This is a genomic window from Agarivorans sp. 2_MG-2023 (genome assembly GCF_030548085.1).
Lineage (GTDB): Bacteria > Pseudomonadota > Gammaproteobacteria > Enterobacterales > Celerinatantimonadaceae > Agarivorans.
On record NZ_JAUORQ010000001.1, the window covers coordinates 411,341 to 437,439 of the forward strand.

The 26,099-nt window shown below is 41.3% G+C and carries 19 protein-coding genes and 1 tRNA gene; 14 read left to right on the forward strand and 6 right to left on the reverse strand.

Translation table 11 applies throughout. The features are described from left to right. The first annotated feature begins 146 nt into the window (after positions 1-146). The gene (locus tag Q4549_RS01750; RefSeq protein ID WP_303552866.1) at positions 147-965 is read left to right on the forward strand and encodes a hypothetical protein; all 819 of its coding nucleotides are present in this window, start codon (positions 147-149) and stop codon (positions 963-965) included. A gap of 549 nt (positions 966-1,514) precedes the next feature. Here the strand turns inward: Q4549_RS01750 and Q4549_RS01755 are convergent. Continuing rightward, positions 1,515-2,363 (reverse strand): MurR/RpiR family transcriptional regulator, encoded by an 849-nt coding sequence (locus Q4549_RS01755; protein WP_016401844.1) that lies wholly within the window; start codon positions 2,361-2,363, stop codon positions 1,515-1,517. A gap of 327 nt (positions 2,364-2,690) precedes the next feature. On the opposite strand from Q4549_RS01755, the gene Q4549_RS01760 reads away from it, so the two are divergent. Next, positions 2,691-3,656 carry a glucokinase gene (locus Q4549_RS01760; protein ID WP_303552865.1) on the forward strand — a complete coding sequence of 322 codons (966 nt, stop codon included), beginning with the start codon at positions 2,691-2,693 and terminating at the stop codon, positions 3,654-3,656. 177 nt (positions 3,657-3,833) lie between these two features. Then, positions 3,834-3,921: transfer RNA gene (locus Q4549_RS01765), tRNA-Ser, on the forward strand. A gap of 399 nt (positions 3,922-4,320) precedes the next feature. Here Q4549_RS01765 and Q4549_RS01770 read toward each other — a convergent pair. The 4 genes from Q4549_RS01770 to Q4549_RS01785 form a co-directional block, all read right to left on the reverse strand. Beyond that, entirely contained in the window at positions 4,321-5,757 is a 1,437-nt protein-coding gene (locus Q4549_RS01770; protein ID WP_303552864.1) for a hypothetical protein, read from the reverse strand. A gap of 71 nt (positions 5,758-5,828) precedes the next feature. Continuing rightward, on the reverse strand, positions 5,829-8,903 hold the full coding sequence (locus tag Q4549_RS01775; protein WP_303552863.1) for an efflux RND transporter permease subunit: 3,075 nt from the start codon (positions 8,901-8,903) through the stop codon (positions 5,829-5,831). Positions 8,904-8,951: 48 nt separating this feature from the next. Then, positions 8,952-10,022 carry an efflux RND transporter periplasmic adaptor subunit gene (locus Q4549_RS01780; RefSeq protein WP_303552862.1) on the reverse strand — a complete coding sequence of 357 codons (1,071 nt, stop codon included), beginning with the start codon at positions 10,020-10,022 and terminating at the stop codon, positions 8,952-8,954. 29 nt (positions 10,023-10,051) lie between these two features. Beyond that, entirely contained in the window at positions 10,052-10,354 is a 303-nt protein-coding gene (locus Q4549_RS01785) for a hypothetical protein (RefSeq protein ID WP_303552861.1), read from the reverse strand. 382 nt (positions 10,355-10,736) lie between these two features. Between Q4549_RS01785 and Q4549_RS01790 the strand changes: the two genes are divergently transcribed. From Q4549_RS01790 to Q4549_RS01810, 5 genes are all read left to right on the forward strand, one after another. Further along, positions 10,737-11,168 carry a TetR/AcrR family transcriptional regulator gene (locus Q4549_RS01790; protein ID WP_303552860.1) on the forward strand — a complete coding sequence of 144 codons (432 nt, stop codon included), beginning with the start codon at positions 10,737-10,739 and terminating at the stop codon, positions 11,166-11,168. A gap of 588 nt (positions 11,169-11,756) precedes the next feature. Continuing rightward, entirely contained in the window at positions 11,757-13,469 is a 1,713-nt protein-coding gene (gene aspT / locus Q4549_RS01795; protein ID WP_303552859.1) for an aspartate-alanine antiporter, read from the forward strand. Between the two features lie 578 nt (positions 13,470-14,047). After that, positions 14,048-15,634 (forward strand): bifunctional aspartate transaminase/aspartate 4-decarboxylase, encoded by a 1,587-nt coding sequence (locus tag Q4549_RS01800; RefSeq protein ID WP_303508722.1) that lies wholly within the window; start codon positions 14,048-14,050, stop codon positions 15,632-15,634. Positions 15,635-15,710: 76 nt separating this feature from the next. Beyond that, the gene (pdxY, locus tag Q4549_RS01805; protein WP_303552858.1) at positions 15,711-16,568 is read left to right on the forward strand and encodes a pyridoxal kinase PdxY; all 858 of its coding nucleotides are present in this window, start codon (positions 15,711-15,713) and stop codon (positions 16,566-16,568) included. 30 nt (positions 16,569-16,598) lie between these two features. Next, on the forward strand, positions 16,599-17,768 hold the full coding sequence (locus Q4549_RS01810; protein ID WP_303552857.1) for a patatin-like phospholipase family protein: 1,170 nt from the start codon (positions 16,599-16,601) through the stop codon (positions 17,766-17,768). A gap of 20 nt (positions 17,769-17,788) precedes the next feature. Here Q4549_RS01810 and Q4549_RS01815 read toward each other — a convergent pair whose 3' ends face one another. Further along, positions 17,789-18,688, reverse strand: coding sequence for a LysR family transcriptional regulator (locus Q4549_RS01815; RefSeq protein ID WP_303552856.1), 900 nt, complete (start codon positions 18,686-18,688; stop codon positions 17,789-17,791). Positions 18,689-18,785: 97 nt separating this feature from the next. Here Q4549_RS01815 and Q4549_RS01820 point away from each other — a divergent pair, with 97 nt between their 5' ends. The 6 genes from Q4549_RS01820 to Q4549_RS01845 all read left to right on the forward strand — a co-directional run bounded on the left by Q4549_RS01820 (position 18,786) and on the right by Q4549_RS01845 (position 26,098). Further along, entirely contained in the window at positions 18,786-20,117 is a 1,332-nt protein-coding gene (locus Q4549_RS01820; RefSeq protein WP_303552855.1) for a serine hydrolase domain-containing protein, read from the forward strand. Positions 20,118-20,199: 82 nt separating this feature from the next. Further along, positions 20,200-20,445, forward strand: a complete 246-nt coding sequence (locus tag Q4549_RS01825; RefSeq protein WP_303552854.1) for a DUF1656 domain-containing protein — start codon at positions 20,200-20,202, stop codon at positions 20,443-20,445. A 16-nt stretch (positions 20,446-20,461) separates the two neighbouring features. Next, complete coding sequence (locus tag Q4549_RS01830; RefSeq protein ID WP_303552853.1) at positions 20,462-21,337, forward strand: HlyD family secretion protein; 876 nt, start codon at positions 20,462-20,464, stop codon at positions 21,335-21,337. Then, positions 21,337-22,362 carry an FUSC family protein gene (locus Q4549_RS01835; protein WP_303557070.1) on the forward strand — a complete coding sequence of 342 codons (1,026 nt, stop codon included), beginning with the start codon at positions 21,337-21,339 and terminating at the stop codon, positions 22,360-22,362. Before Q4549_RS01830 ends, Q4549_RS01835 begins: the two co-directional genes overlap by 1 nt. Before the next feature lie 571 nt (positions 22,363-22,933). Then, positions 22,934-24,562 carry a hypothetical protein gene (locus Q4549_RS01840; protein WP_303552851.1) on the forward strand — a complete coding sequence of 543 codons (1,629 nt, stop codon included), beginning with the start codon at positions 22,934-22,936 and terminating at the stop codon, positions 24,560-24,562. A 66-nt stretch (positions 24,563-24,628) separates the two neighbouring features. Further along, entirely contained in the window at positions 24,629-26,098 is a 1,470-nt protein-coding gene (locus Q4549_RS01845) for a phosphatidylserine/phosphatidylglycerophosphate/cardiolipin synthase family protein (RefSeq protein ID WP_303552850.1), read from the forward strand. Position 26,099: the final 1 nt, after the last annotated feature.

A 26,099-nucleotide genomic window follows, 5' to 3' on the forward strand; every position in this document is an offset into this window, starting at 1 on the left:
ACAATGCAATCTTGGTTGAAAAATGTAAATCAAAAAAGTCATTTAGTTATTGATTTTATGGATTTTTATCATAATTGAGTTGTGTGTCAGTAGTTGGTTGCCCCTATCGTGATAGAGTCCCTAGTTTTAATCTCTAAGGATAGGGTATGAAATGTTTTCTGATCGCAGTGACTTCGTTACTGTTAGTAACGGCATGTGGATCTAAAGATTCTTCACAGGTAGAAGCGGGAGAATCTTTGTCACTTAGCGTGAATGTGTCGCAGACGTCAACGCAGGTTGTCTCAGGTTCGGGAGAATTGATAACCGAGTACCGTGTACATGGCGTTGTTGAGATTAGTAACGAATCTCGTCAGAATATAGAAGTGGGGCCAAACGAGTTGTTTTGGGTAAATGGGGATACTAAAGTTGATTTGTTTTCCAGTAAATTCGTCAATGGCGGAGGAATATCCAAGAGCGTCAATTACAGACCGACTATGGTTCTTCCAGAAGGTTTCAATCCGTCTCTATCTGTAGAGTTAGATATTGGGGCCGGCCAATACTCTGCGCAGCTAGAGATTTTGCCTCCACTACAAGTTGAGTTCGATGAAGCAGTTGTTAGGGATTACGATGGTGAAGTTGATGATTTACATTTTCACTGGACCGTTCCTGAACTTGCTAGTTTCTATGCTTCGGACATGAGTGCTTTCGTAGGGTTTCCTAGTGGTAGCTTTTTGACTGAAGATTGTAGGGTTGCCCCTGACGAATCCATCATTGTTACCCCAGAGGCTCCCTCCTCATTGTTTCCATCATCTTCGATTAATGCTGAATGTTACAAGCTTAACGATTTAGATTTGATGTTCAATCTGTCTGGCAGCTTTGATAAAAAGTCAGATGAAAAAACCGTTGTTTATGAAGGTTTCTCTGGCGTTTACGGGAACAGCTACATTGTTAATTATTTTAAAAGGCTGGTTGAAACCAAGCGTTAAACAGTTTGAATTTGAAACCCGTCAACGATGTATGAGCAAACTACTTTACAGCCGGATCAGGAGCTCAGCTCTCCCGGCTCCACTTGAGACTCTTTAGTTAGCATAAGGGCGCCAATTTAAAGGTTAAAGAGTGCTACTACTTAGTAACCTGTGTCCGGCAATTTTAGTTTCATTTTTGTGCTCCATCCTTGAAGTGGTTTTCCGGAGTATTTATTCAACTTCAGCAACAGCTAAATCCTGCCTAGCAGAGCGTTTAGGTCGCTTAAAGGCTAGTATCATTAGCGGTGTTGTACAGGCCAAGCTATTTGGACGGGTCTTTTGCGGTTATGACATGCTGATTCTGGTCTAGTTAAGAAAGTGCCTAAAGCCCTGAGAGTAACCCACAGGCATTTCCACTTTTAGCCGCTTGGGTTATTTTTAGATGACCAACATTTTTACTGTTAGTATTTGTAAGTAACGTCACCATTACTCGAATTGGCGAAGGGGAAAACAGCAGTTGTATAGATTAAAAAAGCCAGCGTAAGCTGGCTTCTAGAATAGCGTTTAAACTTATAAAGACTTATCAGTTCGAGAATCTTTTAAGCTTTGTTTCACTTTACGTAGGTTTTCGCGAAACTTTTCACCGCGGCGTAAAGTAAAGCCTGTTGCAAGTACGTCAATTAAGGCCATTTGCGCAATACGAGATGCCATAGGCATATATACGTCTGTATCTTCTGGCACATCCATCGACAGCACTAAGTTACATTCTTTGGCTAATGGGGAGTCTTTACTGGTAATCCCAATAACTGTTGAATCATTTTGCTGGGCAAGTACAGCAATATCAATCATCGCTTTAGTACGGCCAGTGTGAGAAATCAAAATGATTACATCTTCTTCAGTAGCCACAATGCAACTCATGCGCATCATTACTACATCATCAAAGTAACTAACGGGTACGTTAAAGCGGAAGAATTTATTTAACGCGTCTTGTGCAACCGAAGCAGAAGCACCTAAGCCAAAGAATGAAATCTTCTTAGCTTGGGTAAGTAAATCTACTGCACGGTTAACCGCATTTGGGTCTAAACTGTTTTTTGCTGCTTCTAGGCTAGCCATTGATGATTCAAAGATTTTAGAGGTGTAAGCCTCTGGGCCATCTTCTTCGTCAACATGACGGTTCACGTAAGGAGTACCGTTTGCCAAGCTTTGAGCTAGGTGCAGTTTAAAGTCTGGAAAGCCTTTAGTATCTAAACGACGACAAAAGCGGTTAACGGTAGGTTCGCTTACATCTGCCAACTTGGCCAGTGCTGCAATACTTGAATGGATCGCGGTTTGAGGGGAAGCGATAATAACTTCAGCAACCTTCCGTTCTGATTTACTGAAGTTCTCTAAATTTTTAGTTATTTTTTCAAGAGTATTCATAATATCCGTTATTTTTAGCGCATTTGTTATGTCGGCGTTGTCAAATGTAATAATTTTTCAACAGAATATATGTCATACAATTACATAGACAATTAGCTAAAACAAGCCGAATTATGAGCAATCATAGACCAGAGGGGGATTTTATAGTTTGAGCTATGTCTAAAATCTTTTAAAAGGCTTATACAATTGGTAATTTACTAACGAAATTCTAGTACAAAAGCGGTAAAATTCCACAACACAAATATACTAGAGCCATCTTAATGACTGTTTGTTAGGATGAGTAATGTTATTTTTCTTTTTTTTGAACTTGGTATGAAGGAAAACAAAATGGCCAGTTTTGGTTTAATTGCCGATGTAGGTGGTACAAATATTCGTTTAGCGCTAGTTGAGTTAAAAACAGGCGAAATTGGACGACTACAAAAATATTTGTGTGCAGATTACCCAAGCATTGCAGACGTGATTTCTCTCTACCTAAAAGAGCAGCAAGAAACTGTTACTCAAGCCTGTGTGGCAATTGCTTGTCCAACAGATAAAGATTGGATTGCCATGACTAACCATAGTTGGGCGTTCTCCAAGAAAGAAGTTCAAGAGCAACTAGGCTTTGAAAACTTTCATGTAATCAATGATTACACCGGTATCGCTATGTCTATTCCTACATTGACTGACGAGCAAAAAATTCAAATAGGCGGCGAGCCAGCTAAGAGTGGCAACCCAATTGCCGTTTATGGTCCAGGCACTGGTTTAGGTGTGGCTCACCTTATTCATCACGACAGCGAGTACGTATGTATTCCTGGCGAAGGCGGGCACGTAGAATTTGCGGCTAACGATGATAAAGAAGCCCACGTATTGAGCTTCTTACAAAAACGTTATGGTCACGTATCTGCAGAGCGTTTGTTATCTGGCCCTGGCTTGGTAAACATTTACGAAGGCTTAATGGACATGCATGGTAAAACAGCTGAAAGCTTTCAACCATCAGATGTTACCTCACGCGGTATAGACGGAAGCTGTCCAGTATGTGTTGAAGCGATGGAAGTATTTTGTCGTGCCTTGGGATCGTTTGGCGGTAATTTAGCGCTTAACATGTCTACCTTCGGCGGCGTTTACATTGCCGGTGGCATCATCACTCGTTTTATGGACTTCTTTAATAACAGCGAATTCCGCGCTCGTTTCGAAGATAAAGGCCGTTTTGTAGATTTTGTTTCTAAAGTACCTGTTTATATCATTACTGAAGAACAACCCGGTTTACAAGGTGCTGCTGCTTACTTACGTCAAAGCAACGGATACCGAATCTAAATAACCCTTTAAGATTTAGCCGTTAAAAAAAGAAGCTTCGGCTTCTTTTTTTGTTAGTGCTGTTGAATTTGTTTAAGAACTCGTCAACCACGTAATTTTAGGTAAAAAGTAGTTGACCCTTACTAAGCCTATCCGTAATCTAGCGCCACATTATTGCCAAGCGCAGTAATTCTATTAGGTGACGTGTCCGAGTGGCTGAAGGAGCACGCCTGGAAAGTGTGTAAGGGGCAACCCTTCGAGAGTTCGAATCTCTCCGTCACCGCCATCTTCAAGTTTAAAGACGTCCAAGGACGTCTTTTTACTTTCTTTATGTTTAATAAATTCAATGTCTTAGCGTCCATTGTTGTCCAGTAACGTCCACTGAAATCCACTGCTTTAAGTAATACCCTCTATTTGTTCAGAATATAATGAATTGAGAGTATTTTTGGAGACAAAAACTTAGCGTTAAGAGGCGTTAAAAAAGCCAAAGGAAAAACTGGCTTATAGTTAAAGTGCTATTAGTCATAAGTTTTGTTGATAACTTTTGAGCAGCCAATTTTGAGTTAACTTAAAGAAAATGAATACACCATAATCACTGATTTTAACGTGAACTTGGAGTTTGACTGATAGCCAAGTGAAACTAAGTGATTTAAATCCAAGTTCACTATACCCAATAAAATAGAGGTTATTTTGTAGACGTGCATTGGCTATCTGACATAGAAGTCTCTGAATCACCACATTCTAATTTATGCGTCCCATCATGATAAAATGTGTATTGCTTCCACTGTCCATAACTGTCATGAATCGTCATTACCTGAGCGGGTCTATCGGCGCTTTCACTGAAGTTATTCTTTGTTCTAGACCAATAGTTTGCTCCATGAGAGTCTTCGCTATAAAAATCAGAATTCACCTTCTCTCTTATAGGGGTTAAGTCTTCTTGTGTCACTGTATCCGTCACACCAATAAGGTAGCTAAACCCACTATCATTATTTGTATGGTAAAGGTGCTCTGTAGAGCTAGTTAATTCAGAACTGTTATAGTTTTTGGTAATTAAAGACTGTTCAACCTCACTACCTACGATCATTTGTGATTCACATTCTGTCCAGTCGTTTACGTCATAATAAACTGAGTTTCTAAGGCCTGAAGATTGCTGCAAAGTTGTTTCTAGCCATTCACTTATCGAGCAGCCATAGCCAAAGTCGGCATAGACCAAATTAACTGTTTTCTCTATATTTACACCGTCTCGCTGCACCGTTGTCATGGTGTTTTTATCAAATAAGCTCACTTTGGTATTGAGATCATCAGACATAATAAAAGTTTCGGAGGTAAAGTTACCATTAGATGATTGAATAAACTCATAACGGAACCAGTCGTCATATCGCGAATCATTGCTAGTTCGCCGCCCTAAAAAATACTCAACCCAAGCAAAATCCGCGTTTGGGTGTTCATCTAGTAATTGCTTAGTCTCTTCATAAGACTTTTGCAAACCGGGTACCAATTTTTGAGCAAGCTGATGAAGTGATTCATCGCCGGAGTGGATATAGTCTGCGTACAATTCGCTAACTGTAATGTTGTATCTATTAGCAATTCGCCATTCTTGTTCACGCAAACGATGCGCGATATCTTCTCTTAGTTCTTGTTCTGCAATAATAGACTGACAAGACAGATTTCCTGATTGATAAACGCGAAGCTCTTGCTCAACCTGTTTCCAAACAACTGAAGTTAACGGCGTTAGATTCAACAAGTCATGATTAGTTGTTAGTGCAAATGGGGGAGGGAACACCATTGAATAAGCATATTCTATAGGCGTATCAACAAAATCAGCATCAATTGCACCCACTGGTACGTCTACAACTATAGGTACGTACTGAGCACATTGGCCATAACGCGACGGAATAACTAGCTCAAATTCCCCCTCTTCTTGCGTCACAACACTGGGCTCACCGCTATCATGTAAACTGTTGAAGTTTAGATCTAAGAAAACAGTAGCACCGATGATGTAGCCATCAATCGCTTTTCCTTTAAAGGTTTTAACTGGGTTATCGTTGTCGGTACTACTGCCACCACAACTTACTATTAGGGGCAAAATAGAACAGTGTATTATGAGTTTAAATAGGCTCATTCTTAATCCTTATATACAGTGATCCATTCAGGCATGGTCTCACGCCTGAATGGATGTTTTAGTGATTCTTTTTAGAGGGTTAATTTAAGATTTTTTGTGCTTTCAGTAGCTTTAATTTTGAAGAACATTGCATAAAGTACTGGCACGATAATTAAGGTGAGTAAGGTTGCGAAAGTAAGACCAAATACCAATACAACCGACATTGATTTAAAGAATGCATCAAAGAACAAAGGAATAACCCCCAGCACTGTGGTTAATGCTCCCATCATTACCGGCCTAACTCGGCTGGCTGCGGCATCAACAACGGCATCGTGCCTTGGTTTCCCTTCAATAATTTCCAAATCAATTTGGTCAACTAACACAATGGCATTTTTAATCAGCAAGCCAGACAACGACAGTAGGCCCAAAATAGCCATAAACTCCATTGGTGTACCTGTGGCTAATAAGCCTGTAGATACTCCAATTATTGCCAAAGGTACTACCAGCCAAATAACTACTGGTTGCCTCACCGAGCCAAACAACACAAACACAGTAATCACCATCGCAATGAGACCTAGTGGAATGGTTGATGCTAAATTGTCATTGGATTCTTTAGAATCACCATACTCACCGCCCCATTTCAAGGCATAACCTTCTGGAAGGTCAATCGCTTCAATCTGTGGTTTTATGCGATTGAATAGATCGGTTGTCAGTTCACCAGGAACGGGATCGGATTGCGCCTTAATTTCCCATTGGCGATCAACTCGCCTTACTAAACCATCACGCCATACCGTTCTATATCCGTTAGTGACTTGACCAATAGGTACGCTGGCCCCGGTGACAGAGCTGATAACCTGTAGGTTATTAATATCGCGAACGTTGTTACTCTCCGCTCTGGGGGCTTTAGCAATAATTGGAATTAGCTCATCGTTGTCGCGGTAAGTCCCTATTCTCATTCCTGAGAAGTTAGTTTCTAGTGCAGAGGCTAAGTCTTGTCTAGATACGCCAACTCTTTGGGCCGCTTGTGCTGCATAAACAGGCTCGATTACGCTAATAGCTTGTCGCCAGTCATCTTTAATCGATAAGGCTTTGCCATCTTCGGCCATTATTGCTTTGGCTTGGTCAGCAAGGCGGTGCAATACTTTAGGATCAGGGCCACTAAATTTAGCTTCAATGCGTGAACCTCCGCCAGGCCCTAATACAAACTTCCAGGTTTTACCTTGAGCATCAGGGTATGAGTCATCGATATAGCGTTGAATATCGATCAGCAATTCATCGATAACTTTGTCATTTTTTGTGCGTATAAGTAATTGCCCGTAAGCTGAGTTTTGTGACTCTGGGGCATATACAAGCATGAAACGCGGTACTCCTCCACCAATCGACGCTTGTACCGTTGTGACATTATCTAAAGACTGAATATGTTTTGCTAGGCTTGCGATGTCTTTTTTGGTTTTAGTGATGTCGGTGCCTTGTGGTAGCCAGTAATCGACAACAAACATAGGAGTAGTAGAGGCGGGGAAAAAGCCAGGCTTAACAAACTGAAATCCCCACACGGAAGCACAAAACAGCGCAACAATTCCCGCTACAACAATAAAACGTCGCTGAAGCGTGGCGTAAAGTAGCTTTTTATATAATGCCGAGAAGCGACTATCTGTTTGTTGGCTAACCTTGTCATCTGAAGACTCTTTGAATAGCCAGAAACAGAATAGTGGGGTTAAGGTAATGGCAAATAACCAGCTATACATTAAAGATATAAGGATTACCCAGAAGAGGTGACCGGTGTATTCCGCGGTCGATCCTGGGGCGAAGCCAATGGGAGCAAAAGCTATAATTCCTACTAATGTTCCCCCCAACAAAGGCCAAACCGAGCGTCTAACAATTTGTTTGGCAATGTCTAATTTCTTAATACCATTTAGTACACCTACTAATATTCCTTCGGTGACAACAATCGCGTTGTCTACCATCATTCCTAAGGCGATAATTAGCGCGCCTAATGAAATGCGATGCATAGGAATATCAACAAAATTCATCGTTGCAAGAGTTGCAAATATTGTTAGAAGCAAAATAGCGCCAATAACAATGGCTGACTTAAAGCCCATAAAAATAAGCAGTGTTACAATCACTATCACTAGTGCTGCAATCACATTTATTACAAAGTTTTCAACCGATGAATCGACTATTTTACCTTGGTGGTAAAACTCATGGAGTTCAATTCCTAGGGGTCTTAAGTTCTTGGTTTCAGCTATCTTGGTGTCAATATCTGAACCAATTTTAACGATGTTACTGCCTAGAAAGCCTGAGATACCAATAGCCACTGCAGGTTTACCGTTATACAGGTATTCTTTTTCTTCCGGCTCGCTATAACCACGCCAAACTCGCGCAATGTCTTTGAGATAGATAAGTTTGCCGTCTGCGTCGGTACTTATAAGGAGGTTTTGAATCGACTCAACCGAGTCAACAACATTGCTTGGGTCTATAACCAAGCGCTTATTACCCACTTTAACGTTACCTGATGAGACCACTGCATTCTGTTGAGACAGTAAGCTGACGATGTTAGAAATCGCTAATCCAAGCCTTTTTGCATCTTGATTGGATATTTCGACATAAATAGCTTCTTTTTGTAAGCCATCAAGGCTAACCCGAGCAACGCCGTTTACTTGAAGTAATGAGCTTTGTAAGGTTTTAGCATACTCTTTTAACTCAGTGTTCGAATAACCGTCGCCTGTTACAAAATAGAGCAAGCCAAACACGTCACCAAAGTCATCTGCCACATAGGGTTTACCTGCCCCTGTAGGTAAAGCTGACGATACGTCACTGATTTTATTGCGCAGTTTGTTCCAAACTAGCTGTAAATCACCTCGACTTTTCGATGAGTTATATCTTACCTCTACGTTGATTTCTGACTTACCGTAGGTTGAAACAGATTCAATCGTTTTAATTTCGGCTAATTGTTGAATCGCTTTTTCTAAAGGTTCGGTAATCTCCAGCGCGACTTGATGGGGGCTTGCGCCAGGATAGCTCGTAACAATAATAGCTTGCCTAATCGTAAATTCAGGGTCTTCAAATCTGGCCATGTTTTGATAGGCTTGCCATCCGCCAACAATCGTTAACAATATGACAATCACGCTAAAAACAGTGTTTTTTATTGTAAATTCAGCAATATTCATTAGTACTCGCCTGCTTACTGTTAACTTTTACAAAAGGACTGAATAAGATTATTTCCATTCTCTTACCTTCATCCCTTCGTATAAGTAGGCTGCACCTGCACTGACTATTAGCTCGCCTTTTGCTATTCCTGATGTTGCTGCAAGCATTTCACCCACATTTTCTGCAATGTGTATGGCCCGTTTTGTTACCGTCATATCTTGGCTATTTACAATCCAAACATAGGTACCATTGCCATCACTTGTTATTGCACTTAACGGAATTAAGGGCAGTTTATTCGTATGGTCTGCCAACGTTTCTATTTGGATGGTTGCATTCATTCCTGGCAGAACTAGTACGTCGCTGGGGGCAGTAAACTCAAATGTAATGTTATAAGTTTGTGTGGCGCTATCAGCTAATAGTGTGGCTTCTTGATAAGACGCTTCAATTTTTTTCTCGGGGGCAATATCTAAAACAATAAATGTGCTGGTGTTGTTTTGCTTGTATGTGCTTTTGTATAAGCTTGCTAAGTAGTTTGCTGGCATATCGATAGATGCTTCTTGAGTATCGCCGCCAATAAACTTCACAATAACCTGGGCGCCAGATACGGTTTGCCCGACATCGACCATTTTCTTAGCGATAACCCCATCAAACGGCGCGGTTAAAACAGAATCATTAACGGCTTGCAGAGCGCTGTCTAACTGAGATCTCTTAACGTCACGTTCAGTTAGACGTTCTTGTAAGGCTCTTTGGGAGATGGCATTATTTTTTGATAATTGTAGCGCTCGTTTATACTCAATTTGGGCACTATTATATTGAGCTTTAACTTGGTTTAAGCTGTTTTTCAGTTCGCGTTGATCCAAGCTTGCAATCACGTCTCCCTTTTTAACGAATTGAGCATTTTTAACAGGAAGTGAAATAATTTTACCTCCTGATGTGAAGCTTAAATCAACAAGTCGGTTATCATTAATAACTGCTGGAAAGGTGGATGTTTCCACGTTGTCACCAACTGAAATTTGCATTATCTTTACGGGACGAACACTTTCATTGAGAGGGTGTAACAAGCTCTCACTTTTACAAGCAAACAACCCTAAAACAAATACCGTCAGTGTAATTCGTCGAAAATAAGCACGATCAAACATGTAAATCACCTTTAAATTAAATAATTGTTTTATAGCCACTTGTTTTCGATAATGCCGCACATAATCGCCAGCTCTAATTTATTGGTGTTATCTAAGCGTCTGAACTCCTTCTTTTGTGCTTTTTTCATGTCTTTTTTCCACCAATGGTTACGACTTGCGATTTTGTACCTAGCAATTACTTTAAAGTTTGCTGCATCTTTATCGGATTTATCTATCTCACCAGCTAAATGGCAGGCGGTTATTTGCGCAAAGGTTTTCCCTGCGTCTTTGGGTTCACTGGCGTTAGCCAACATAGGTGTAGCTAATGCCAATAAAACAATAATTTTTTTCATTATTTTTCCATATAGGCCAATCACTGTGGCCACTATTGAGTGAGAAACGTAAGACACCGTTCAGGGGTCTTACCAATGTTGACTTCGGGTTTCGTTATGCAAATAGGGCGATAAATTCCTTAGCCGCAAACAAAAAAAGGAAGCCGTCCTTTTTTGTGGCTGGATAATAGATTGCTGACGAACTTGGGTCAACCAAATTTTTGACTGATTTTTACATATGGATTACTTTAATTTTATTCCGGTCAATTCAAAATGACCGAGTTCGCCAATAACTTAGCTGTTGCAATAAGCCTTAACGCATTCAATCATTTAGCCGCGCTAGCAAAGTAAATATTGCTAGTGCTACTATTGGAAAAACATCATTAAGAAGAGTTACAACAATATGCCGGCCAATTTAATGAACGAAAAATCGGAACGAACCAAGGCTAAGATTATTGATGCAGCCTTAAGAATCACCATGAGCGAAGGGTTTGATAAAGCTACATTTGTGCATATTGCTGAAACAGCGGGTATTTCTAAATCTGGTATCAATGCTCATTTTAAGAGAAAATCTGACATAGCTGCTAAGCTGGCTCCTATTTACATTCAAATGATCAAAGGGCCTCTCAATTTTAACTCTACAGCTGCATTTTATGATTCTTGGGTAAATTCCTTTAATACAAATGCTCAATTTAGAGCTGCCATATTATCGGTAGGACCCATCATTCCAAAACTAGATGGTGTAAAGGGGTTATTCGACGCAATCAATGGACAACCTGAAGATGTTAGGCGCTGTGTGTATATGTGCATTGGTTTTTCGGTGTTAAACAGCTAATTTCATTATATTCACTCAGCTTACTTCTCTATATGTACCCGGGTAGCTTGCTTGCAAGCTGACAAAAGCAAAACCTTCTCAAACATGGTTTCTGTAAGTCACTAGTCTACATATCAGTATTACAAAACGTCTATGAATAAACTCTGATTAGAGCCTTTGTAAACTAAAGCGCGAACGCCTAAAGTATTTAGAAGCCGTACTCTCCCTCGAAATATCTTCTCTATTTATTCTGCCACACCATTTATTAGCATTTTCATATAGTTGATTACCTATTTTCTAAGCTACTGACTATTTGAGCTTATCTTTTCATTCGATAGTTAAGCTATTAACCCTTGTTTGCTAGCAATCCACTTTCGAGCCCGACACCATTTATATTGGCTACTTCGACATTGCTAAGAAAAGTGGTTTGATGGATACCGTCCTCCAACTGCGATTAACTGCTATCTGTAAGCTTACTTAATATACCTCCATCGCAATACTGCGTGTTTATTTAGAGGTAGATATGTTTCATTCATACATTAAATTCGGTTTGCAAGTCAGCGTATCTACGTCGATTTTTGCATCGCAGCATACATGCGGAGGTGCGTTATGAGCATCGCGCAACAGCTTATTCAAAACTCCCCTTATATTGCTTTGTTCGTAACCTTAGCTTTAGGTTATCTAGTCGGTAAAATTACCATTGGACGCTTTGTGCTTGGCGGTGTTGCTGGCACGCTTTTAATGGGCGTATTGGTTGGTCAACTTGGAGTTGATATAGACCCAGGTGTTAAAAGCATCTTCTTTGCCTTGTTTATTTATGCGGTGGGCTTTCAAGGTGGTCCGCAGTTCTTTGGTGCACTAAACCGTAAAACAGTTAATGTGATCCTCTCTGCCGTAGTTATGACTACTGTAGGTCTGTTGGTGGTATTAGGTGCTGCTTGGATGTTTGATCTTGATCGTGGTACTGCCGCGGGTCTAGCTGCTGGTGGTTTAACTCAGTCTGCAATTATTGGTACCGCAGGTGATGCCATTGGTAAGTTGGGCGGAATCAGTGAGCAAGCTAAAAGCTTAATGCAAACCAATGTGGCAGTAGGGTACGCAGTAACTTACATTTTTGGTTCTTTAGGCCCAATCTTAATGGTGACTTGGATTATTCCTACACTCATGAAGTGGGACATTCGTAAAGAAGCAATTGAGTTAGCTGAAAAGAATAATAACGGCAAAGTTGAATTGGGTGCTGGTGAATTTAATGCCATCACTGCTTTAGATTCTCGAGCATATATTGTTAACAATAGTAGTTCTATCTTGAACCTTACCATTGCTCAAGCCAATGACTCGTTAATTGATACAGCGATTGAGTTAGTGCAACGTGAAGGTGAGCAGTTAGACGTTAACTATGCACTTAGGTTCAAAGAACATGACGTAGTGGTAGTTACTGGCCGACGTAAAGCAGTTAAATTGCAAGCTAGTCAGCTAGGCGAAGAAATTGATTTGCCAAGTTCATTGGAATTGGTGGAAGAGAACCGACAACTCATTGCAACTAATTCAACACTAATAGGTAAAACATTAGGTCAAATTAAACAAGCCGCACAAAAATCACTCACTCGTGGAGTCTATGTTACCGATATCGTTCGTGATGGAAATAGCTTAGAGATCACTGCTGACTTAGTTGTTAAAAAACACGATATTGTTCAGATCACGGGTAAAGCAGGCGATTTAAATCGCGTAGCTAATACCATTGGCCAGCGTTTGGGCTCAGCTTACGTTACCGACTTTGTATTGCTTGGTCTTGGTATGGCGGTTGGTTTACTGATTGGCCTTATTCACTTTGAAATTGCCGGTATTCCAGTCACTATAGGCTCCGGTGCGGGTTGCTTAATATCAGGCTTGGCAGTGGGGTGGTTACGCAGTAAAAACCCTAAAGTAGCCGCATTCCCAATGGGCGCGTCTAACTTTATTCGAGACTTTGGTTTAGCAGTATTTGTAGGTATTGTAGGTTTACAAGCGGGTCCTCAAGCGATAGATGCAATTCGTGAACACGGCTTAACACTGCTTATGTTGGGTGTGGGGGTAACTATTATTCCGCAAATTGTTGCCTTCTTCTTTTCTTACTATGTGTTACGTGTAAGAAACCCTATTGAAGCCTTGGCTGCGGTAGCAGGTGGTAGAAGCGCTAATCCAGCATTTGCCGCCTTATTAGAAAAAGCCGGTAACCCAACTCCTGTATTTGCGTTTACCGTTACTTACGCTATTGCCAATGTACTGCTTACCTTATGGGGGCCAATTATCATTGGTATTATTACTACTAACGTAGCGATGTAAATTTGACTCGTGTGAGCACGAGGCTAAACACTCAGCCATCTTCTAGGAACTGAAAATGGCTGAGTTTAACTCTTCTTTATAAGTAAACAGAAAGCGCCTAAAGGCGCTTTTTTAGTATGTAAAAGCAAACAATGAGTGCTGACCCTTTGGTTTAGTCAGAGTACTAGTTTTGTCCTAACCACCTTTGATGTGGCATGCAACGCTGATCTTAAAGTTAGGGGGCTATGCCCTTTGTTCGTCATCCACTTCTATCGCTATTTACTCTTTGTCTGTAAGTTTTTTGTTTTCCTAAAGAACCACAATCCCTCAAGTAATGGTTAGTTTTATAAAACGCCTTTCTTTCTATTTATATTTTGGTTGGATTTATATCTTTTAAAACAATTAGTTATGGTTATTAAGATTGTGTGGTTTGGTTATGTGTCAGCGTTGGTAGCTCCCGATTGAGGCGCTAGCGGTAAAGTGAGGATGCAGTCCTACATAGGTGATTAACTCGATTTTCCTTCCTTATTTAATATACCTCCATCGCAAAGGCAGCAGCCTAGCGGGCAAACTTTAAGCAATATAAAAGGTAAATTATTATGTTAGATATCGACTTCACGCAATTCGCAGACCTAAGCCCATTTGAACTAAAAGATAAACTTATTGATTTAGCTAACACTGTTCCTGATCGTTCTTTACTAGATGCTGGCCGTGGTAACCCTAACTTCTTAGCAACCTTACCTCGTAAAGCATTTTTGCGTTTAGGTGATTTTTCGATTGAAGAAGCAGAGCGTAACTACGCTTACTTAGATGGCGGTTTTGGCGGTATTCCTAACGGTGAAGGGATTGTTGAACGTTTCGATACTTTTGCAAAACAATATGGCGCTAAAGATGGCGTACAGTTTCTTCAAAAGGCACTCAGCTACGCAAAAGACCGTTTAGGTATAGAGAAACACGATTTTCTTAACGAGTTAGTGTTGGCATTTTTAGGTTGTAACTACCCAGTGCCTTCTCGCATGCTTACCAACATTGAAAAAGTAGTGAAGCAATATATTGGCGAAGAGATGTACGGTTCTGTGCCAATGACCACTAATTTTGACTTGTTCGCTACCGAAGGTGGCACCGCGTCTATGACTTATACGTTTGCCACTATGTTCAACAATGGTTTGTTGAAAAAAGGCGACAAAGTGGCCTTAATTACACCTATTTTTACACCTTATTTAGAAATCCCGGAGTTGGCTGAATACGACTTAGAAATTGTTGAGTTGCGTTTGGACGAAACCACATGGCAATTACCACAATCTGAGATTGAAAAACTAGCCGATACTAGCATCAAACTTCTTTGTGTTGTTAACCCTGCTAATCCAGCTTCGGTAAAAATGTCAGACGAAACATTGGCACTATTAACTGACTTTGTTAATACGCAACGTAAAGATCTATTTATTATTACCGATGATGTTTACAGCACGTTTGCTGACGACTTTGTATCGTTGTTCGCTACCTTGCCTTACAACACCTTGTGTGTGTACTCATTCTCTAAATACTTCGGCGCAACTGGCTGGCGTTTAGGTACCATTGGTATTCACGAAACTAATGTGTTTGATGACGCTATGCGTGCCTTGCCAGAAGCCCACCAAGAACGTTTAGACAACCGCTACAAAACGTTAACCCCAACTCCACGCGACATTAAGTTTATTGATCGCATTGTTGCAGATAGCCGAGCAGTCGCACTAAACCATACCGCTGGTTTGGCTTTGCCTCAGCAAGTACAAATGGCGTTGTTTTCGTTAACTTGCCTTATGGACTTAGAAGACAACTACAAAGCGGCTTGTAAACGTATTATCCGTGAGCGCTACAAAACGTTATACGGCGCCATGGGTTTAGAAGTCACCGAAGATAAAGACCGTGTTGACTACTACACCTTACTTGAGCTTGACCAAATTGGCAGCCAACTTTACGGCGAAGACTTTGTTCGTTGGTTTAAAGAAACCGGTAAAGGCCAGTATTTCTTGTTCCGTTTAGCGCAGTCTACCGGCGTGATTCTTTTACCAGGTAAAGGCTTTGATACGGTTCATGCCTCAGTACGTGTTTCATTAGCTAACTTAACTCACCATGAATATGAGTTGATTGGCCGTGAAACACGCAAAGTGTTAGACGAACATTTTGCTGAGTACAACGCTCAGTAACCACCAAAAAAGCAAGCGCTCAAGAGCGCTTGCTGTTGTTTAATCTTTCCAACTTATTTAACCGACGGTAGGCATTATGAAAGGCATTATTTCTATTCAATCACATGTTGTATTTGGTCATGCAGGTAATAGCTCTGCGGTATTTCCGCTGCAGCGTATGGGGTTTGAAGTATGGCCTGTGCATACCGTTCAGTTTTCAAATCATACTCAATATTCGCAGGGGTGGACTGGCCAAAGCCTTAACGCTAATCAAGTCACTGATTTAATCAGTGGTATTGATGCGATTGGCCAATTAACACACTGCCAAGCAGTGTTGTCGGGTTACCTAGGCAGTGCAGAACAAGCGGCATCGTTAGTTGACATAGTGAATAGAGTTAAGAGGGTTAACCCTAAGGCCATTTACATCTGTGACCCGGTAATGGGGGACCCAGAAAAAGGCTGCATGTTAGCTGAGGGCGTGAGCGAATACCTAGTTGCTGAAGTGATGCCAAAAGCAGACGTTATAGTGCCAAATCAGTTCGAGCTTAGTCACTTTGTTAAACAAGAAATACACAATGTAGACGATGCGGTTATAGCTTGCCAGAAAGCCTTAAGCCTTGGTCCAAAAGTGGTACTAGTAAAACACCTGCATAGTGTGTCTGAAATGCAATTTAGCATGATGTTGGCAGATGCTAGTGGGTGTTATTTAGTGACTCGGCCAAAGCTTGATTTTGCAAAGGCTCCAGTGGGCGTAGGTGATCTTATTTCAGCCTTGTTCACCGGTGGGCTACTAAAGGGGTGGCCACCTATTATGGCGCTTGAATATGCTAATAATGCCAGTTACGGCGTATTGCAAGCAACCCAGAAAAGTGGTGAATGGGAACTACAAACCATTTTGGCGCAAGACCAATTCGAGTTACCCAGTTCTCACTATTCTGCGAGTAAAGTGGCTTAGTCGGTCTTCATCTAAAGTTGAGTACTAATAATGAAAAAACTCTCGTTTGTGTTGTTTTGCTGCCTTGTGATCAGCGCGTGTTCAAGCAGCCACGGTTTAGACCAACGTGTACAGCAAAGCAACTATGAGCAGGCAGTATTTGGCGTTGCTGGCGTAAATACCTCTGAAGAGCCATTCAGGTTTTGGGGAGGCGAAGCCCCCGACTTTTTATTTAACAAAGAACGTAATACCTCGCCATTACAGCCCAGCGCGCAAGGTTTGAATATATTGGTGCTATCTGGCGGTGGCTCTAATGGTGCATATGGGGCAGGTGTACTTAATGGCTTGAGGGATGCGGGCGCATTGCCTGAGTTTAGTATTATTACCGGGGTGAGTGCTGGAGCGCTGATTGCTCCATTTGTCTATGTTGGTGGCGACGAACTTACCACCATGAAGACGGTTATGTTGGACTTAAATGATAAGGCTATTTTAGGTAATCGAAATTTTTTAAACACCTTATTCAAAGATGCGTTTAGCAATGGGGAGGGCCTTTACGGTTTTATAGCGGCGACTTTTGATGACGCTATGATTGCTAAAATGGCCTTGGCTCAACAAGGTGGGAAACGTTTATTTATTGGTACCACCCATTTTGATTCTGGGCGGCAGGTCATTTGGAATGTTGGCGCAATAGCTAACAGTGAACTCCCAAATAAACAAGCATTGATACATCAAATTCTAACCGCTAGCTCTTCTATTCCTGGGGTGTTTCCGCCGCAATTTATCAAGGTAGATATGGCAGGTGAAATGAGAGAAGAGCTCCATGTAGACGGAGGCTTAAGTGCTCAAATGTTTATGGATCCATCTGCCTATGATTATAGCCAAATTAGCCAATCCCTTGGAATTGAGCAATCGCCTCAAGTCTTTGTGGTACGCAATGGGGCGTTAAAGATGCCTTATAAGCCATTAAAAGATAAAGGTGTAGAGTTAATCGGTCGCAGTGTGCAAAGTTTAACGGTTGCACAATCTAAGGGAGACCTATATAGAATGTTGTACTTTAGTGAAAAAAACGGCTTCAATTTACGGTTCTCGTTTGTAGATAGCGATTTTAATGCGCCTAAAAACAAAAAACTGATGTTCGATCAAGCTTATATGCAAGCCTTGTTTGACTATGGTTATCAAAAAGCCACACAACAACTCCTATGGCAAAGCGAGTTGCAGTAACTTGTATTAGCGCTATTTGTTTAGGCTTTTAGTTCCCCAACAAACTCGTTTATTACTGCAGCAATATGTTTTTTTACCTCAAGCATCGGTTTTGAATGAGGCAGCCACAATGAGACAGGAAAACGGAAATAGTCTTTCATTTCGTCTATTTCTAGCTCGCTAATTTGCAGTACTTCAGTTAAGTGAATTACGTTAACCCTAGGTAACAGCGCCCAACCAACATCTTGTTGAACCAAGTTCATTAATAGCGAGAGATCGTCTATCACTTCAACATCTGGAGATAGGGTAATTTTATCTCCTAAGTTATCTTCTAAGTAGGCGCTTAATATTAACTGTTTACTGGTTTTTAACTTGTTGTACAAACGGTTTGCTGGATAGGACTGGAGTTCACTGCTAGTGGCGGCGTAAAGTGCAAATGATGCGTGGGCAACTACCGATGTATCAAAGCTGGTCATTGCCGTGCGGGTATCTACATTGACGATTCCTACCTGAATTTCATTGTTAATAAGTCCTTGCTTAACCTCGTCTTTATTCTTTATTACAAAGTTAACTTTCATATTTGGGAACGCGTTGAGTAGCCGGATTCTTATTCTGACCAAGGCTTCATTTGGAATGAAACTGCAATAGCCAATGGTAATTTCTTCTTGCTGACCAAAAGAGAGGCTTAAAGCGATTTTGTCGAATGAACTGGCTTGTTCAATGGTTTGTTTGGCGTACCGGTAGAGCAGTTGCCCATCTTCTGTGGGTTTGGCGCTTCTGCCAATGCGCTCAAACAATTCAATAGCTAATTGATCTTCAAGGTTAGTTACAACTTGGCCAATCGTCGTTCGATGTTTACCGAGTTTTGCTGCCGCTTCACTAAACGACCCTTTCTCGAACACAGCTACAAAGGCTGCCAGTTGCTCAAGGCTAAATTGCATGAGGGTTTGATCCATCAAAAGAGAGTATGTCTTTGAAAAGGATAGCACTATTCTTAGCCGCTACAAATCTATTAGCGGCCTTAAGCCAAGAGTTGTCATGACAGAACTATCAAAACATACACGTAAAGCCGTTTCCGCAAATGCTGCAACCATCGCGGCATCGATGAGTATGGGGAACTCAGCGCTAGCTCGTCAACGTAACCATCAACTTAAACACTTTATGCAGCCTGGTACTGACTCTTTGTTGCCTGTTTCAACGGCGCGACATGGTTTTTCCTTAGCCCAATACCAGCAAGCGCACCGCCTTTTTAGCCCTGCGCATTACCAAATGGGCGGCGACGATGCGCTTATCTATAACTCAAAATTAAATGAGTTTTTGCCTTCATCGATGGTTAAGCCATTAAGTGTAAACAACGCATTACCTCGTGAGATTAATGAACAAATTGCAATGTTGAGCTGCAAAAGTACTGGTGGAATGACACAAAGTTTAAGTGAATATATCGCTAAGCCAGCTAGCCGAATACAGGGAGTCATGATTGTTCAATCGGGAACGATTGTATTTGACGATTATCCGGGCATGGATCCAGATGATAAGCATGTATGGATGGAGTTATCTAGGAACACTGTTGGCATGGTGTTCTCTCAATTTATTAGTGAAGGCATTGTAGCCTTAGACAAATCTATCAGCGTTTATCTCCCTGAGCTCTTAGGAACCGATTGGGACTTGGTCAGTGTGCGTGATGCCTTATGTCATAAAACAGGGCTCAATGTTACCCATAACATACAAACACTGTTTGATCCGAAATCTAATATTGCTCGTTTCTTGGCCGCAGAGTTTGGCCAAGCAGTATCCAATGCAGCACCAAAGGAGCATTGGCTTGATGTGGTTAAGCAAATTGAGAGGGTTCCAGGGACAAAAGCAGGAGAGTGCACTTCCCACAGTGCTATCACGGTTGCGGTGTTAACCTACATGGCAGAACGCATAGATAACGCGCCTTGGACAATATTATTTCAAACGCGAGTGTGGGGGCACATTAAAGCCAAAGCGCCTATGTTGGTTTCTCTCGCGCCCGATGGTAGTGCTATTTCTCATGGTTTAACGCTTTCTACACTGGAAGACGCAGCACGATTTGCCATGTTGTTTACGCCAAGCTGGAAGAGTATTGCCGTTAAACCAGGACTTCCCTTGCAATGGCTCCAAGCATTTTCTAGGCCGTTACAGCCCGCCAAGTTTAAGTCGACTGATGTTTTTCAGGTCAATAAGGTATTTGAAGATGGCGCTCGTTATCTGCGAGGCGCATTTGGGCAGGGGATGTATGTCGATACCAAACGTGATTTTGTCGCTGTATATTTTTCATCTCAAGATAGCGCATATGGGGACGAAGATAACGCCATGATGAGGTATTTCCGTTTGGCGTCAAAACTCTGATTCACCTTAACTAAAAACAAGTGAGGATTTGATCCATCAAAGGTGATTAACGGCTTACAGTGTTTATGTTTAAGCTAGCCCAATGTCTAACAACCTAAAAGATTTAACTATGTTTGAGCACTACTTACCAAAAGAGCTTGTGATTGGAGAGGTGTATTTCCCGCCATTATTAATTGCTTTTGCTTGTGCCTATTTTGCAGCCACGCTGACCATTAGTGGGCTAGGTAAACTGGGGTGGCTTAAATATCTGTACGCCCCCACTCTAGTAGAATTATCGTTAATTGTTATTTATGCGGTATTGCTTAGCACTTACGTTTTCCCCGGTTAATACCTAAGGCCTCTTTATGAAAACCAAATTAATTACCATTGCTTTAATTGTTATTGCCGCTGTACTAGCAGGCATTAAATACCAACACTATATTTCACAACCGTGGACTAGAGATGCGCAGGTACGGGCGAATATTATTGAGATTACTCCTAGGGTGACAGGGCCCGTAACTCAGATTTATGTTAACGACAATCAGCGCGTAAGGGCTGGTGAATTGTTGTTTGAAATTGACGACAGTGTTTATTTAGCTGCCAGTCATCAAGCCAAGGCGTCTTTAGCTCAAGCAAAAGTTGTGTTGTCGCGGGCCAATAATGAACTGAAACGAATGAGCGCATTGGAGAAACGTACGCCAGGGGCGGTACCAGTGATTACGCTAAATAATCTACACAACGATGTAGAGTCGGCTAACGCTAATTTACAGGCTGCAGTTGCTGTTTTAGATAATGCAGAGCTAAATGTAAGGTTTACAAAAATCTACGCCAGTAAAGATGGTTATATCACCAATTTTAACATTGCAGAGGGCGCCCACGTTGTCGCTAATCAACCAGTGGTTGCATTAATAGATGAAGCCAGCTTTTGGGTAGAAGGCTTTTTTAAGGAAACAGACATTCAAGCAATGCAGCAAGGAGATACCGCTAGCATTACCCTTATGAGTTATCCAAACAATCCTTTAACGGGAACTGTAGTTAGCATTGGCTATGGCATTGCCCAAAGCGATGGAAGTACGAGTACTAACCTGTTACCCAACGTAAATCCTAATTTTGAATGGATTAGATTAGCCCAGCGTTTGCCGGTAAAAATCGCTGTAAATGCTTTGCCAAAAAATGTTCAATTGCGAGTAGGCACCACTGCATCGGTAATGATTAATCAACGTTCAGTGAGTGCAGGCTAATGAACGAAGCAAGCAAAATGGCAATCAAAGTTGCCGCGAGCCTTGCCTTAACCATATTTTTGGCATTGAGCTTTGGCTGGGATAAGCCTTACTGGGGAGCTGTAACCGTTATTGTTATGGCAACAACGGAAAGTTATGGCCATGCTATTCAAAAAGTTAGCCATAGATTATTCGGCACTGTGATTGGCGCTGTATTGGGTTTCACCCTAATTTCTTGTTTTGGTCAACAGCGCGAATTGTTCTTTTTAAGTGTTTTGAGTTTAGGCGCTATTTCATCTTATATGTCGGCGCGAAGTGCCAATGGCTATGTTTACAAAATGGCGTTTATAGTTGCCATCATTGTGAGTTTAGCTGGTGGACTAAGCGAGGGTTACAGTTTTCAATTAGCAGTTATAAGGATACAAGAGACCTTATTGGGGGCGGTGTGCTTTTCGCTGGTATTTAGTTTGTTGTGGCCTGAATCTAATGCTGCTCGCGTTAGTCGTAAGCAACTTGCAGTGCAGTCAAAGGAGGCTATAGCCAGTAAACGTGAGGGTGTGTTTAGAGCCATTAAGTTTATTTTTATCACCATTGTTAGCTGGGCGCTATGGATTTACCTGTCGATTCCTGATGGATTCATGTTCCCACTTCTTGCCGCTACCTTGGGGGTGAGTATGGTGGAGTTTAGTTCGAAGTTGATGAACAAGATGTTGGGGCTTATCTATTTATGGTCGGCGATTATTTTACTTGAGTATGTGTTTATTTTACCCATGTTAGAAACTGGTTGGCAGTTAGCAGCATTCTATTTCATCAATTGTTTTGTAATTTGGCGGCTATTCTACCGGCCTGAGCATTTGGTGGTACGTATGCTAGGCGGGCAATTCTTAGTATTGATGACTATGACCGCTCAATATTTAACCCCTGTATACGACATCAACTCGCCGTTACAGATGCTGCTATTTTTGAGCCTAGTATTGATTACTGTAAAAATGGTATCGCAACTGGTTGAGGAATTATTACAACACCGCCTATGCAATAGTGATTAGAGAAGCCTATTACAAACACTTCTCTATAAACTGTCATCAAATAGTAGCTTTTTCACTCAGCTAAAAGCTTACTAGGGCTTCTAATCGAACGCATAGTTAAGTGCTCTAGTGAAGAGTGAAGGTATGCCCCAAATACTATTCACTCTCAATTTATTCGACATTATTGTTTACGTCTCGAATCTCTTTCTAGGGTTAGTGTGGTAACTCGCTAACCACTCCCCATTCTTACCTTTTCTATTCAAGGCATCTTGCACGCTTTCAAGCTTATTGCATATAAGGTACTGAGCTACGCGGCTAATCTTCAAATTACAGTCGGCGTTCACACTCATCAGCAGATAAACATAAAAGCCTTAATGCTTGCTTAGCATTTCAGTTATCCAATGAAGTGAGGATTTGATCCATCAAAGTCGATTAACTCTTATTACGCTTTCCTCTTATTCTACGTCCAACTTACGAGCAGGGCGTAGTTACCTTCTCATCTTCTTGGTCGACCTAACGCAATAGTTAGATATGGACGTTTGCTGATTCGTTTCGTTGATAAGCCTTTAAAGTTTTTCAATTTGGAACTGTAATGACGATATTTAACAAAAAAGCTTCTCTAAGCTGGCTTAAAGCGACACTTGCATCATGTGTATTAATTACTGCTCCTGCTTTAGCGGAGCAGGGAGATACTGCTGATTTAGATAATGCGGCAGAGTTTAAAGAGCTAAGAGATTTGAATATTCCGGAACACCTTCCTGGTCTTGCATTAAGTGATTTAGGCCAGACCGATCACTTTATAGAGCACGTAACTAAAACCTTTAAAGGAAAACATGGCACCGACACTACAGAGTATTTTTTAGTTCATAGTACCGACCTAAAAGGCCGCATGAACTTAAATATACGCTATAAAGAAAAAAGTCTAAAACACCGTAAGAACTTGCTTAAAGACATCGAAAAGTTAGCGATGACAGAATACAAATTACGCCAATACGCGAGCACTTACGATAAAAGCTCGCTACAAGTTGATCAACAAGCGGATGGTAGTGCCACTGTACGTTTCAATTTTTCTAAATTTGCTTTACCACAAGACTTAGCGTTCTTCCGCTTTATGCAGGTAAAAATGACCGTGAGAAATGGCTTAGTGAAAAGCATGGTGATTACTAACAGTGAGCCCTTCAAGCATGACTTAGGCAAAGTTAATCAATATCGACAAACATTGAAGTTGGAAGTACTTAACACTGGCGAATACGTGATTAAACATAAAACGATTAATGCTAAGGGTGTCTGTAAAGGCCATGACTGCGAACTGAATATGGAGATCAAGCCGGTCGCTTTTTTTGACGATGCAGCGGGTGCGATTATTAAAGATCAGCAGTTACTGTCAGAGATGTCAGACCCTCGTGTTCGCGAAGAAAACGTAAAATTAGAGAATGTTCTTCCATTTTTTGGCGATACCTTACGTAGAAAGGGCATCGACTTGCCAAAACCTTATGGGTTTTCTATGGCTTACCGTAGTCAAGAGACTAACTTCGATTTTACCAGCTTTAGTGTTTTTGGTTTAAGCCCAGCACTTTTAGAAGCTTTCTTTGACCCAGAAAAAACCCATGCGGTAGTAAATACCGAGAGCTTTACCCTTCGTGGAGACGCCTACATCTTGCCATTTTGGAATGTATTTGGCTTGGTAGGAAAGCTAAATGTAGATGCCGATGTTGAGGCCCATTTTAAAGGTATCGACCAGTGTATTGGTTTGGTGGTTGGAGAAAAATGTTTAGGTGAACACATTTATGTTCCATCTGGTGACTTTAACGTTCCACTTCACCTTGAGTATGACTTACTTGGCGCAGGCACTACCTTATCTATCGGCTATAAGAACTTGTTTGCCTCACTAACAGGTACTGTAACTAAAACAAAAATGAAAGGAGCAGATGATTGGGGTGGCAGCATTTTTACCGCCCAACCAATGCTCGGTTATCAGTTTCAGCAGCAGCGAGCTCAAGTGTTTATTGGTGCTGAATATCAGGGATACGATGACTACATGACCGGCACCGTGCGTTTCAAAGATATTGAGATGGATTATAACGTAGGTATTCGCAGCCAACGTTGGGCTGGCCTCATTGGCTTTAATAAAGAGCTAGACAAAAACTTCAATATCACTGGCATTGTTAACATAGGTAAAGATCGCACTGCAGCCACACTAAACCTCGGCTACCGTTTCTAAGCTACCCCTCGGGCATGGATGCCCTTAAGAACCACATTCTTTTATCTATTTATTCTAGGTCTTGTTATGTACTATTTTACTAAACCTGTAGCCCTTCTACAGCGCTATGTTTTGCGTATTCAATACTTAACGGTTTTAGGCTTGTTTAGTTTTTTAATGGGCTGTTCTAGTGCTCCTCCGCCTATAGCTGAAGACTTAACCAGCAACTGGCAGCCTGAGACTGTGCCTGCTCAAGTCTATTTAATACCGAATGGGAAAGAGGCTTTAACTCATCGCATAGCTGCAGTTCGAAACGCTAAGTCTTATGTATTGCTGGAGTATTTTACTTGGGACCATGACCTAAGTGGTGCCTACTTATACAGAGAGCTAAGAATGGCCGCAGACAGAGGTGTAAAAGTAAAGTTAGTTCTTGATGATCTACTTGAATTTAATGACATGTGGTTAAGAACATTGGCCGCTCACCAAAACATTGAAATACGCATTTTTAATCCTTTTGGAGCACGTCAACTGGGCTGGTTTAGCCGCATGTTTGATTTTCAGATCCATAAAAACAAACGTAATCATCGCTTACATGAAAAGCTACTGCTAGTGGATGGTGATTTAATGATTACTGGCGGACGCAATATCGGTGATAGCTATTTTGAATACAGTAAAAAAGCAAACTTTTTCGATTTGGACTTGTTGGTAAAAGGCGATGTGTTAGCGGCCTTTGAGAAAAACTTTAATCAGTTGTTTCTGAGTGAGAGTGCGGTTGATGTTCAAACCTTAGTAGGGACACCAAGGGCAGAAGAGCGCGACTATTTTTTAGTGGGTTTTACCAAGCTTGCCAACAAATACCCATTACAGCTAGCTGCGATCGCCAACAGTGTATTGGCTATCGCTGAGCCAGAATACACTTCTGTTGAAGCGACCGCTTTGTTTGATTCACTTAATAAACTTGAAGACAAACAACCTTATCATCGAGAGCGCTTGTCTAAAACTATGCAGCAGAAGCACAAGCAGATTGAACAGCTAGTTATATCTACACCGTATTTATTGCCTAAGGCCGTTGGAGAAAGTGATATACAAAGATTCAAGCAAGCTGGTGCAGAGGTCACGGCTATTACTGCTGGTAAAACGGGCAGTGATTCAGCGTTTGTTGGAGCGTATTATTCACCCTATCGAAAACAGTTATTACAACAAGACGTTAAGCTCTATGAGTTTGCTCCAGACAAAGAGAAAGGGCGCGCTAAGCATTATTACCACGTGAAAGCGTTGGTTGTGAATAAGCAGTGCAGTTATGTTGGGTCATCTAATTTTGATCCGCGTTCTGATCATCTTAATCTCGAGTTTGGTTTGTACCTATGCGGAGAAGGCTTTGCTGAACAGTTAGAAGACTATTTGTTCCAAGATCGCGATACCCATTTGTGGCAACTTGGATTGAACGACAAAGGAGAGACTATTTGGCAGAAAGGAAAACAACAGCGCATTAAGGCTTCAGGGAGCAAAATAAGCGATGCGATATATCGCTCACTGGGTTTAGTTTACGATCTCTAAG

Coding starts and splice junctions, on each gene's coding strand:
- Q4549_RS01750 (WP_303552866.1), top strand. CDS start 147: ATGAAATGTTTTCTGATCGCAGTGACTTCGTTACTGTTAGTAACGGCA.
- Q4549_RS01755 (WP_016401844.1), bottom strand. CDS start 2,363: ATGAATACTCTTGAAAAAATAACTAAAAATTTAGAGAACTTCAGTAAA.
- Q4549_RS01760 (WP_303552865.1), top strand. CDS start 2,691: ATGGCCAGTTTTGGTTTAATTGCCGATGTAGGTGGTACAAATATTCGT.
- Q4549_RS01770 (WP_303552864.1), bottom strand. CDS start 5,757: ATGAGCCTATTTAAACTCATAATACACTGTTCTATTTTGCCCCTAATA.
- Q4549_RS01775 (WP_303552863.1), bottom strand. CDS start 8,903: ATGAATATTGCTGAATTTACAATAAAAAACACTGTTTTTAGCGTGATT.
- Q4549_RS01780 (WP_303552862.1), bottom strand. CDS start 10,022: ATGTTTGATCGTGCTTATTTTCGACGAATTACACTGACGGTATTTGTT.
- Q4549_RS01785 (WP_303552861.1), bottom strand. CDS start 10,354: ATGAAAAAAATTATTGTTTTATTGGCATTAGCTACACCTATGTTGGCT.
- Q4549_RS01790 (WP_303552860.1), top strand. CDS start 10,737: ATGCCGGCCAATTTAATGAACGAAAAATCGGAACGAACCAAGGCTAAG.
- aspT (WP_303552859.1), top strand. CDS start 11,757: ATGAGCATCGCGCAACAGCTTATTCAAAACTCCCCTTATATTGCTTTG.
- Q4549_RS01800 (WP_303508722.1), top strand. CDS start 14,048: ATGTTAGATATCGACTTCACGCAATTCGCAGACCTAAGCCCATTTGAA.
- pdxY (WP_303552858.1), top strand. CDS start 15,711: ATGAAAGGCATTATTTCTATTCAATCACATGTTGTATTTGGTCATGCA.
- Q4549_RS01810 (WP_303552857.1), top strand. CDS start 16,599: ATGAAAAAACTCTCGTTTGTGTTGTTTTGCTGCCTTGTGATCAGCGCG.
- Q4549_RS01815 (WP_303552856.1), bottom strand. CDS start 18,688: ATGCAATTTAGCCTTGAGCAACTGGCAGCCTTTGTAGCTGTGTTCGAG.
- Q4549_RS01820 (WP_303552855.1), top strand. CDS start 18,786: ATGACAGAACTATCAAAACATACACGTAAAGCCGTTTCCGCAAATGCT.
- Q4549_RS01825 (WP_303552854.1), top strand. CDS start 20,200: ATGTCTAACAACCTAAAAGATTTAACTATGTTTGAGCACTACTTACCA.
- Q4549_RS01830 (WP_303552853.1), top strand. CDS start 20,462: ATGAAAACCAAATTAATTACCATTGCTTTAATTGTTATTGCCGCTGTA.
- Q4549_RS01835 (WP_303557070.1), top strand. CDS start 21,337: ATGAACGAAGCAAGCAAAATGGCAATCAAAGTTGCCGCGAGCCTTGCC.
- Q4549_RS01840 (WP_303552851.1), top strand. CDS start 22,934: ATGACGATATTTAACAAAAAAGCTTCTCTAAGCTGGCTTAAAGCGACA.
- Q4549_RS01845 (WP_303552850.1), top strand. CDS start 24,629: ATGTACTATTTTACTAAACCTGTAGCCCTTCTACAGCGCTATGTTTTG.